9 protein-coding genes are annotated in these 10,950 nt (G+C 69.9%); 1 reads left to right on the top strand and 8 read right to left on the bottom strand.

Translation table 11 applies throughout. From position 1 onward, the window contains the following. Positions 1 to 3: 3 nt before the first annotated feature. The 8 genes from LE181_RS17770 to LE181_RS17735 all read right to left on the bottom strand — a co-directional run bounded on the left by LE181_RS17770 (position 4) and on the right by LE181_RS17735 (position 9,602). Positions 4 to 936, bottom strand: coding sequence for an FG-GAP repeat domain-containing protein (locus LE181_RS17770; protein ID WP_225662276.1), 933 nt, complete (start codon positions 934 to 936; stop codon positions 4 to 6). Positions 937 to 1,111: 175 nt separating this feature from the next. Further along, on the bottom strand, positions 1,112 to 2,053 hold the full coding sequence (locus LE181_RS17765) for an FG-GAP repeat domain-containing protein (protein ID WP_225662275.1): 942 nt from the start codon (positions 2,051 to 2,053) through the stop codon (positions 1,112 to 1,114). A 184-nt stretch (positions 2,054 to 2,237) separates the two neighbouring features. After that, positions 2,238 to 3,182, bottom strand: a complete 945-nt coding sequence (locus LE181_RS17760) for an FG-GAP repeat domain-containing protein (protein WP_225662274.1) — start codon at positions 3,180 to 3,182, stop codon at positions 2,238 to 2,240. Positions 3,183 to 3,378: 196 nt separating this feature from the next. Continuing rightward, positions 3,379 to 4,236 (bottom strand): FG-GAP repeat domain-containing protein, encoded by an 858-nt coding sequence (locus tag LE181_RS17755; RefSeq protein ID WP_225662273.1) that lies wholly within the window; start codon positions 4,234 to 4,236, stop codon positions 3,379 to 3,381. 155 nt (positions 4,237 to 4,391) lie between these two features. Beyond that, positions 4,392 to 5,342, bottom strand: coding sequence for an FG-GAP repeat domain-containing protein (locus LE181_RS17750; protein WP_225662272.1), 951 nt, complete (start codon positions 5,340 to 5,342; stop codon positions 4,392 to 4,394). Positions 5,343 to 5,499: 157 nt separating this feature from the next. Continuing rightward, on the bottom strand, positions 5,500 to 7,392 hold the full coding sequence (locus tag LE181_RS17745; RefSeq protein WP_225662271.1) for a trypsin-like serine peptidase: 1,893 nt from the start codon (positions 7,390 to 7,392) through the stop codon (positions 5,500 to 5,502). Positions 7,393 to 7,493: 101 nt separating this feature from the next. Beyond that, entirely contained in the window at positions 7,494 to 9,059 is a 1,566-nt protein-coding gene (locus LE181_RS17740) for a S1 family peptidase (protein ID WP_225662270.1), read from the bottom strand. Positions 9,060 to 9,113: 54 nt separating this feature from the next. Beyond that, positions 9,114 to 9,602 (bottom strand): hypothetical protein, encoded by a 489-nt coding sequence (locus LE181_RS17735; protein WP_225662269.1) that lies wholly within the window; start codon positions 9,600 to 9,602, stop codon positions 9,114 to 9,116. Between the two features lie 364 nt (positions 9,603 to 9,966). Here LE181_RS17735 and LE181_RS17730 point away from each other — a divergent pair. Further along, positions 9,967 to 10,950, top strand: a 984-nt coding sequence (locus LE181_RS17730) for an ALF repeat-containing protein (RefSeq protein ID WP_225662268.1), incomplete at its 3' end; no start/stop codon positions are given.

Here is a 10,950-nt window from a genome sequence, read left to right as displayed (position 1 = left end):
CGGTCAGAACATGGTGCTGTACTGGCCCCAGCCGCCGCCGATCCGCACGCGGTTGTCGAACGGGTCGGTGGCGTTGCCGTTGCCGCGGTAGAGCCACAGGACGCCGGACCTGTCGCGGGCGAGGAGGTCGCTGCGGCCGTCGAGGTTCACGTCACCGCTGGAGGTCAGCAGGTTGTACGCGTCCCAGCCGCCGCCGACCTTGACGCGGCTCTCGAAGGGGTCGTAGGCGTTGCCCGTGCCCTTGTAGAACCAGAGGACGCCGGACTTGTCCTTGGCGACGATGTCGGGCTTTCCGTCGCCGTTGAGGTCGCCGCGGCCGGCGATGTCGGTGTAGACGTCCCAGCCGGGGCCGACGCGGTAGCGGTCGCTCAGGGTGCCGTCCGGGTGGGCCAGGTAGATCCACAGCACACCGGAGGCGTCGCGGGCGATGAGGTCGGCCTGGCCGGCGCCGCCGAGGTTGCCCGGGGAGGCGATGAGGTTGTAGATGTTCCAGCCGCCGCCGATGCGGTCGTGGACCACCGGGGCGTCCGGGGTGGGGCCGGGATGGGTGAAGCGCAGGGTGCCGTCGGCCGTCCGGACGTAGTGGCCGTCGGCCCGGCCGTTCTGATTGTGGTCGACCTGGACCGTGGCGGTGATGCCCCGCCACTTCTCGCTGGCGACGGTACGGTCGGCGAACCCGCCCTGCCCGTCGGGCCTGTACTCGTAGAGGGACGTGCCGCCCACCGCCATCAGCGGGAAGACGGGGGAGGCGGCCCGCGACGCCGGGGCGCCGGCCGGGGGCGCCGCCGGGGGTGCGACGGACACGTCCGCAGCGGCCGGAGCCGGGCCGTCGGCGGCGGCCGTTCCGGCGGCGGTGCCGACCAGCGCGGCGGCTATCGCCGCGGTCACGAGACGCGAGAGGGCGCGTCCGCGCGTACGGCCGGGGAATGGAGCCACGTAGCTCTCCTATGGCGATCAAAAAGAGGAAAGACGCGTCGTCCGTGGTCGGGACGGCGCAAGATCGCCTGGATCATCGCACGGGCCCCTCACGGCGGAAGGGCCGCACCCCCCACGGGGAGATGCGGCCCTCGGCGCCCCGGGCGTCGCCGCCCGGTCATGTGCTGAGCGGTGCTCAGAACATCGAAACGTACTGGTCCCAGCCGCCGCCGATGCGCACGCGGTTCTCGAACGGGTCGTTCTGGTTGCCGTTGCCCTTGTAGAACCACAGGACGCCGGACCTGTCGCGGGCGAGCATGTCGCTGCGGCCGTCCTTGTCCATGTCACCGATGGACAGGAGCGTGTCGTAGATGTCCCAGCCGGGGCCGACCTTGACGCGGCTCTCGAAGGGGTCCTTGTAGTCGCCCGTGCCCTTGTAGAACCACAGGGCGCCGGACTTGTCCTTGGCGACCATGTCGGCCTTGCCGTCGCCGTTGAGGTCGCCGCGGCCGGCGATGTCGGTGTAGATGTCCCAGCCGGGGCCGACGCGGTAACGGTCGCTCAGCGTGCCGTCCGGGTGGGCCAGGTAGATCCACAGGACGCCGGACTTGTCGCGGGCGAGGAGGTCGGACTCCTGGGCACCGCCGAGGTTGCCGGGGGAGAGGATGCGGTCGTAGATGTCCCAGCCGCCGCCGATGGTCACGGTCTGCTCGTCGACGCCCTTGTTGAAGTACAGGGTGCCGGTCTTCGACTGGCTGTAGAGGCCGTCGGGGTAACCGTCCTGGTTGTGGTCGACGCGGGTCGCGCCGGCCATGACCTGCCAGCCGGTGACGACGGGATTGCTGCGGTCGCCGAGGGCACCCTTGCCGTCCGGGGCGTACATGTAGACCGTGCCGGACCGGTCGACCGTCGTCAGCGGGAAGACGGGGGCGGCGGCGGTCCGCTGCGCCACGGCCGTCCGCGGTGCGGCCTGCGTCAGCACGCCGGCCCCGGCGGCCTTCTGCGTCGACGGGGTGGCGGGCGTCGTGCCGTCGGCGACGGCCGTACCGGCGGTGGTGCCGAGCAGCGCGGCGGCTATCGCCGCGGTGGCGAGGCGGGACAGAGCGCGTCCGCGCTTGCGGCCCGGAAGATTCCCCACGTAGTTCTCCTATGCCGATGAGGAAACGCGGCGCCCCTGGTCGGGGGCGCCGCGAGATCCTCTGGATCATTGCACAGGATCTTCACATCGCCGGGGGTGCACCCTGCGGGGGCGCGGTCGTCGTGCCGCGAGAAGTCCCGGGCGAAGCCCCGACCGGAGCGCCGTCAGGGCTTCACGCATCGGCTCAGAACATCAGGACGTACTTGTCCCAGCCGCCGCCGATCTTCGTGCGGTTGTCGAACGGGTCGGTGGCGTTGCCGTTGCCCTTGTAGAACCACAGCACGCCGGACCTGTCGCGGGCGAGCATGTCGCTGCGGCCGTCGTTGTCCATGTCGCCGACGCTGACGAGCTTGTCGTAGGCGTTCCAGCCGCCGCCGACCTTGACGCGGCTCTCGAAGGGGTCCTTGTAGTCGCCGGTGCCCTTGTAGAACCAGAGGACGCCGGACTTGTCCTTGGCGACGATGTCGGGCTTTCCGTCGCCGTTGAGGTCGCCGCGGCCGGCGATGTCGGTGTAGACGTCCCAGCCGGGGCCGACGCGGTAGCGGTCGCTGAGGGTGCCGTCCTCGCGCGCCTGGTAGAGCCACAGGACGCCGGACTTGTCACGGGCGATCAGATCGGACTCGCCGGAGCCGGCGAGGTCACCCGGGGAGAGGATGCGGTCGTAGACGTTCCAGCCGCCACCGATCCAGTGGACGCCCTCGCCCGTGTACTCCAGGCGGCCGTCGTTGTGGCGGACGTACCAGGCGTCCCACTGGCCGTCGCGGTTGTGGTCGACTGCCGTCGCGTCGGGGAAGTTCCAGCCGCCGTCGATGAACCAGTCGTCGCCGAACCCGCCCTGGCCGTTCGAGGTGTACCGGTAGAGAAGGCCGTAGGTGTCGACCGCCATCAAGGGGAACTGAGGAGCCTCCGCCGTGGGCCCGTTGGCGGCGCGCAGTGCGGCGCGCGGGGCGGCCTGGGGGGCGGCCTGCGGCTGGGCGGCGCTCTTCTCCAGCGCCTTCGCGGCAGGGCTGCTCGCCGGGCCGTCGGCGGCGGCCGTACCGGCGGTGGCACCCACCAGGGCGGCGGCTATCGCCGCGGTGACGAGGGTGGACGCGATGCGTCCGGACTGACGGCCGGGAACGTTCGGCAAGAAGCTCTCCTATGAGGACGATTCGTTACGCGAGACCCCATGTAGGGGCATTGCGATATCTCCATGATTATTCACAGGATCCCCACGAATCAACTCAATAGCGGAACGCGCGACCATGACGAACATGACACGAGGGGGCGCAGTCCCATGACTGCGCCCCCTCGTGGGACGGGCTCAGACGTCGGCCGCGCCGGGATCAGAACAGGTTGTTGTACTGGCCCCAGCCGCCGCCGATGCGCACCCGGTTGTCGAACGGGTCGTTCTGGTTGCCGTTGCCCTTGTAGAACCACAGGACGCCGGACCTGTCGCGGGCGAGCATGTCGCTGCGGCCGTCGCCGTCCATGTCGCCGGAGGACACCAGCGTGTTGTAGATGCCCCAGCCGCCGCCGACCTTGACGCGGCTGGCGAACGGGTCGTTCAGGTCGCCGGTGCCCTTGTAGAACCAGAGCACGCCGGACTTGTCCTTGGCGACCATGTCGGTCTTGCCGTCGCCGTTGAGGTCGCCGCGGCCGGCGATGTCGGTGTAGATGTCCCAGCCGGGGCCGACGCGGTAACGGTCGCCCAGCGTGCCGTCGGCGCGGGCGGTGTAGAGGTACAGGACGCCGGACTTGTCCCGGGCGAGGAGGTCGGGCTCGCTGCCGCCGGCGAGGTTGCCGGGGGAGAAGATGCGGTCGTAGATGTTCCAGCCGCCGCCGATGACGACGGCCTCCTGCTGCTCGTCGACGGTGGGGCCGTAGATCAGCGAACCCTCCACCGCCCGGACGTAGACGTGGTCCGCTTCGCCGTTCTGGTCCTGGTCGGTCTGGGTGGCCGCCGTGATGTCGGTCCACTCGTTGTCGACCAGCTTGCGGTCGCCGAAGCCACCGCGGCCGTCGGGCTGGTACTCGTACAGCTCGCCGGACGTCTTGGTGGCCATCAGCGGGAAGCGGGGTGCTGCGGCGGTGGGGGCGGCGGATGCGGTTCCGGCGGTGGTGCCGACCAGTGCGGCGGCGATGGCCGCCACCGCGAGGCGCGACAGGGCGCGCCCGTGCTTGCGGCCGGAGGAAAGGGCCACGTGGTGCTCCTCGTGCAGATAAGAAAAGACGCGGCACTCCCTGCCGGGAGTGCCGCGAGATCGTCCGGATCATGCCACACGCCGTTTATCGGTCAACCAAGAGGGTGGGCCGGATGCAACGCTGTGGCGCGGCCCCGGAACGGCGTGGCGCGACCTCAGAACATCAGGGTGAACTTGTCCCAGCCGCCGCCGATCTTGGTGCGGTTGTCGAAGGGGTCGGTGGCGTTGCCGTTGCCCTTGTAGAACCAGAGGACGCCCGAGGTGTCGCGGGCGAGCATGTCGCTGCGGCCGTCGTTGTCCATGTCGCCGACGCTGACGAGCTTGTCGTAGGCGTTCCAGCCGCCGCCGACCTTGACGCGGGTCTCGAACGGCGACGTGGAGGTGCCGGTGCCCTTGTAGAACCAGAGGACGCCGGACTTGTCCTTGGCGACGATGTCGGGCTTTCCGTCGCCGTTGAGGTCGCCGCGGCCGGCGATGTCGGTGTAGATGTCCCAGCCGGGGCCGACGCGGTAGGGGTTCCCCAGGGTGCCGTCGGTGCGGGCCACGTAGTTCCACAGGACGCCGGACTTGTCGCGGGCGAGGACGTCGGACTCGTAGCCGGCGCCGAGGTCACCGGGGGAGAGGATACGGTCGAAGTTGTTCCAGCCGCCGCCGATCATCTTGTCGCCGGCGTCGCCGGTGTACTCCAGCTGACCGTCGCGGTGGCGGACGTACCAGCCGTCGTCCTTGCCGTTGCGGTCGTGGTCCACGGCCGTCGCCTCGGTGAAGTTGTTCCAGCCGTAGCCGATCAGCTGGTCGTCGCCGAAGCCGCCGTGGCCGTTTGACTCGTACTTGTAGACGAGACCGTCACGGTCGGCCGCGATGAGGGGGAAGCGGGGGGCGGCGGCGGTGGGCTCCGCGGCGGCCCGCAGCGCGGACCGCGGGGCGGCGTGCGGAGCGTTCTGCGGCTTCGCGACGCTCTTCTGGTGCGCCTTCGCGGCGGGGCTTTCCGCCGGCCCGGCGGCGGCCGCGGTCCCGGTGGTGGTGCCGGCCAGTGCGGCGGCTATGGCCGCGGTGACGACGCCCGACAGGATGCGTCCGCGCTGACGGCCGGTGAGGTTGCCCATGTGCTTCTCCAAGGGGATGAGACACGGCGCAACGCCCCACGCAGGGGCATTGCGAGATCTCCATGATCATTCCATGAAATCTTCACGCATCAACCGATTTGGCGAAATGCGGAGAGGGTGCGGACACGCCCCTGCGAGGGGGCGTGTCCGCGGGGCGTCAGCCCACCAGCTGGATCTCGTCGTGGGTTCCCGCGGCGTCCACGTCGCGGTAGTAGCTGACGTTGCCGTCGGCCCAGCGGATGAGGACGTCGTTGGGGGCCGTGGTGCCCGCGAAGGCGCCGACCGTGACCAACTGGGCCTTTGCCCAGAGGGACTTGGCGGGGCGCACCTTGATTTCGTCGTGGAAACCGGCGGTGTCGATCCCGGAGTAGACGGTGGCCTCGCCGTCGCTCCAGCGGACCATCAGGTCACCGGTCTGCTTGCCGGTGAACTCGCCCGCTCCGATCTGCTCGGCGTGGGTCCAGGTCGCGCTCGCCTTGCGCAGCTGGGTCTCCTTGCCGATGCCGTTGCCGCCGAGGTCGGAGAAGAGGGACACCGAACCGTTGGTCCACACGACGAGCAGGTCGTCGCGCAGCGCGTTGGCCGTGTAGCGGCCGGAGGCGATCAGCTTGGCGTTCTCCCAGACGCCGTTCTTCGGCTTGGCGAGCATCTTCTCGTCGTGCGTGCCGGTGTGGTCGACGTGCGCGTACTCGGTGAACTCCCCGTCGCTCCAGCGGACGAGCATGCCGTCGCTGCCGTCGGCGGAGAAGCGGCCACCGCTGATCGCCCGGGCGTACTTCCAGACGCTGCCCGGGCCCGCGATCTTGTACTCGGTGGTGAAGGGAGCCGTCCCCGCCTGGCCGTCCTTCTGCGCACCGGCCGTGTGGAGCGTGGCGGAGCCGTCGTTCCAGACCACGAACAGGTCGCTGTGCCCGCTGCCCGTGAAGTCACCGGAAGCCGTCAGCCTCGCCTGCTGCCACCGTTCGGCACCGCCGAGCGAGTAGGGCGGCTTGGGCTGCTGGTAGGGGCCGGCGTCCGTGTGGCGGCCGTTCTGGGCGTCGTCGTAGAGCTGGAAGAAACGGTCGCCGTACATCGGGCTGTAGGAGATCCGGTTGTACATCGGGTCGCTGCCGGGCACGTCCGGGCCGCCGCCGTTGAAGCCGCCGACGTTGCCGATGATCTGGCCCGTGCCGCTGCCGTCGAGCTTGGAGAACCAGGGGCCGCCCGAGACGCCGCCCCACATGCCCGCGCAGTCGATGCGCATCTGGTTGAAGTCCGGCAGGGCGCCGGTCCGCGTGGCGCAATGGACGGGCAGGTCCTGGGGGTTGTGGCCCACGGAGGGGTAGCCGATCACCGTGACGTCATTGGTGAACCCCGGCGTGCGCGCGAGGGAGTTGCCGCCCGCGACGTCCTGCAGGTTCCGTCCGTCGCCCGACTTGACCCGGGCGAAGGCGAAGTCCAGGTCCGACTCCGCCTTCATGGAGTTCTTCTCGTACCGCTTGTCGACGAACCACTCCTCGACCGGCCAGATCCCGTAAGGCTGCTCCTTCAGGGACTTCGCCGGGTCGTAGCCGGGGACGAACACGGCCTTGGAGTTGGTGCAGTGCCCGGCGGTGAGCATGAGGTTGCGGTTGCTGCTCTCGACGGAGCTCGCCGAGCAGAAGTGACTGCGCATGTCCTTGTCGACGGCGAAGAGCATGCCGACGGACTTGATGCCGGGGAAGCTCGTGGAGGTGTCCCTCTTGTCCCGGGCGAGCCCCCGGGGAGTGGGCTTCGGCGCCCCGGGCTTGGCCCCGGGCTGCGCCGCGCGGCCGGAGGGGTCGGTGGCGGAGGCGACGCGCTCGGGCGTCCAGAAGCGCAGGGCGTCCTCGACGGACCAGGTGCCGGAGGCGCCGGAGGGGGTGGGGGTGCCGGAGGGGGCGGGGGCGCTGGGCGTGCCGGGCTTGGCGGGCTTGGCGGGCGTCGGGGACGTCGACGGGCCGGCAGCTGCCGCTGCGGCGCCGGAGCCCAGCGCGAGGACGGACCCGAAGGTCACCGCGGCGACGAGGGAGCGCATGCGTGAGGCGCGCAAGGAAGGGAACTCCGTTCGGAGAAGAGCGAGGGGTGGGCGGAAGCCGACGGCCCTGCAGGCCCCGGACGTACGGGGCCTGCAGGGCCGGACGATGCTTCGGGTCAGCCGACGAGCTGCACTTCGGCGTGCGTGCCGGCCTTGTCCACGCCGGTGTACATGCTGACGTTGCCGTTGCTCCAGCGGACGAGGACGTCGTTCGGGACGACGTTGGCGGCGAACGCGCCCACGGTGATCAGCTGGGCGTTCGTCCACGCCTCCTTGGGCTTGCGCACCATGATCTCGCCGTGGAAGCCGGCGGTGTCGACGCCCGGGTAGATGGTGGCCTCACCGTCGGACCAGCGGACCATCAGGTCGCTCGTGCCCTTGCCGGTGAAGTCGCCGGACCCGATCTGCTCGGCGTGCGGCCAGGTGGTGTTCGCCTTCTGGATCTGCTTCTCCTTGCCGACGCCGTTGGCGCCGAGGTCGGAGTAGATCGAGACGGAGCCGTTGGCCCAGACGACGAGCAGGTCGTCGCGCAGGTCGTTGCCGGTGTAGCGGCCGGCGGTGATCAGCTTGGCGTTCTCCCAGACCCCGTTCTTGGGCTTGGCGAGCATCTTCTCGTCGTGGAAGCCCTTGGCGTCGACGTGGGTGTACTGCGTGACCTCGCCGTCGACCCAGCGGACGACCAGACCGTCGGTGCCGTCGGCCGCGAAACGGCCGGCAGTGATCGCGCGGGCGTACTTGAAGGTGCTGCCGGCGTCCGCGAGCTTGTGCACGGCGGAGAAGGGGTACTTGGGGTCCTTGTGGTCGGCGCCCTGGTAGAGGGTGACCGAGCCGTCGGCCCAGCGGACCAGCAGGTCCATGCGACGGGTGCCGTTGGCGGAACCGCCGGTGAAGTAGCCGGAGGCCAGGTATTCGGCGTTCTTCCAGTCCACGCCCTTCAGCAGGTCGCGGGAGAAGATGGCCTGCATCCAGCCGGCGATGTCGTCGACACGGGTGTCGACGGCGCCCTTGCGGGTCTCGGCCGGGTCGGCGCCGAGGCAGCCGGTCTGCCAGGACTGGCTGTTGACGGCGGCCAGCTCGACGCGGCCGTTCGTCTCGCGGAAGGCCGGGCCACCGGTGTCGCCCTTGCAAACGGCCGCGTCGGCGGTCTTGCCGGCGAGGTCGAGGGAGGTGGCCTTGACGCCGCCCACGGTGAACTGCGCGGTGTGCAGACGGCTGGGGAGCCACTCGGTCTTGGTCCGGCCGTAGCCGGCGACGCGCAGCTCCTCGCCCTGGGCGGGCGCGGTGGAGCCGATGGCGACCGGCGTGACGCCGGTGACGGGCTTGTCGAGCCGGGCCATCACGACGTCGCGGTCGTCGCGCGGGACCAGCTCGACGACGTTGGCGACGACGCCGCCGACGGTGGCCGTGGTCTTCAGCTTCGGCGTACCGGCCGCGACCTTCAGGCTTTTGGCGGGGTTGTCCGCGAAGCAGCTCGCGGCGGTGATCATCCAGTCCTGCTCGACCAGCGCTGCCGAGCAGGACCGCTTCCCGCCGATGTCGAGCTTGGCCGTGAACGAGTACGCCCCGTCCTTGGCCTGGTCACCGACGACGGCGGAGGCGGGTGTGCCGCCGAGGACGCCGGCCCCTACGACGGTGGCGAGGATGCCCGCTGTCCATGCCGCGCGCGATTGTCTGCCGAACACGTTCTTCCTTACTTACGGGTTGTTCCGTTGGATGTGGTGCGGTGAGGCGGTGGGTCAGCCGGTGACGCGCAGCTCGACCAGCACGGTGGGCTGGCCACCGGGAACGCCTTCACCGACGCCCTTCAGCTGGCCCTTGGGAACGTCGACGCTCTGCGCCGGGCCGTCGGCGGCCTTGACGGTGGCCTTGACGGGGTGGTCCTCGGTCTGGACGCCGTAGACGGAGGGGATCTCCAGGGCGAGGTAGCCGGACTTACCGGTGACCTTGAAGCAGTACTTGAAATCCTTCGACTGCGTCGTCATTACCTGGATGTCGGTGGAGGCGGCACAGTCGGCGAGCATGATGCGCCCGTCGCCCTGAACCAGCTTGATGCCCTTTTCCTTGAAGATGGCGTCCGCGTTCGGGTACGCGAAGTCTTCCACCGCGTAAGGCGGAATTTCAGATTCCGCACCGGGCTGCGGGGCGGCGTTGGCGGTGGTGAGCGTGGAAACTCCCACAACGGCCGTGGCGGCCACGGCAATGCCGGCGAGCAGCGTTTTGCGCACGCGAGATATCACAGGGAATTCCTTCCGGGTGCATGCGGCGACAGCGGTGGCCGCGGGTAAGGAAGCGATAAAGGGTGGATGGAATGTACCACCTGACCTGGCGGTATCGGTTGGTGAGGGGGTGTCAGGTGACGGAAGCGGAACCTCCTAATTCGCTTTTCTGTGAGGCGCCCACGATGCGCGTCGCAGGGAAAACGACTTGCCGGGTCACATGAACACTGGGGTTATGCTCACCGGGCCGATCTACGGCAACACGCAACTAGTTGAAGAGAGCTGCTTGGTGAGAAAAAGAAGCGTCGAATTCGCGAGAGCGAGGGGACGGTCGACGCTGTACGCGCGTGTATTGTGTTCGAGCCTGCTTCCCATGTCGCTTGTCGTCGGGGTGCTCGGCGGCAGCGCATCGGCCACCGGTGAATTCCCCGACGACGGGCTGTGGTTCGACCCGATCCCGGCCACCAACCGTGGCCGCGTCGTCGAGTTGTGGAAGACCGGCGGTCCCGGCGTCAAGGCGGCGGCCGAGGCCGCGCTCATGGGCACCGACGAGGACGTGAACCGGTTCCTGGCCGGTGAGAAGGACGCCGCCGAGCAGCACGACGACCGCATCTCGGCGGTCCAGATCCTTTCCCTGGGCGGGCGGCAGGTCCGGGAGGCCGCGCAGAAGGCGCTGGCCGGCTCCCAGACCGACCTGCGGCAGTTCTTCAAGTCCGGCTGGCAGCAGCCGCTCGAACAGGATCAGCGGGTCGCGGTCACACAGCTCGCGACCAGCGGAGGCCGGAGCCTCCAGGAGGCCGGCAAGGCCGCCCTCGGCGGCTCGGCGGAGGACGTCCGGAAGTTCCTGGACGAGGGGCAGTACCCGGCCCGGGAGTCCGACGACCGGGTCCAGCTCATGCAGATCATGTCGGCCGGCGGCCCGGCGACCAAGGAGGCCGCCAAGCTCGCTCTGAACTCGTCCTCCGAGGACGTGCGCGAGTTCCTGAGCGTGGGGCAGTACACCGCCCGCTCCCGGGACCAAGAGCGGGCCACAGTCTCGCAGTTGGCGGAGCGCGCCAAGGAAGCCGGCAAGACGGCCAAGCGGGAGACCGAAGCCGCCCAGGACGCTTCCGAACGCGCCGTGATGGCGTCGAAGCTGGCCAAGGAAGCGGCGCAGAAGGCCGCGGCCGAGACCGCTGCGGCCAAGAAGGACGCCGGCCGGGCGTCGAACGCCGCCGGCCGGGCCGCCGACGCGGCCGAGAGCGCCGCCCAGGCGGCGCAGGAGGCCATCGACGCGGCACGGGCGGCCAATTCGTCGGCCCGCATCGCGGCCAGCGCCGCCTCGCAGGCCGCTTCCGCCGCCGCGCAGGCCGCCGAA

The sequence above is a fragment of the Streptomyces sichuanensis genome (assembly GCF_020328095.1).
Classification (GTDB): domain Bacteria; phylum Actinomycetota; class Actinomycetes; order Streptomycetales; family Streptomycetaceae; genus Streptomyces; species Streptomyces cinnamoneus.
The sequence above is the reverse complement of the archived record's forward strand: the minus strand, read 5'-3'. Positions and strand labels throughout refer to the sequence as shown.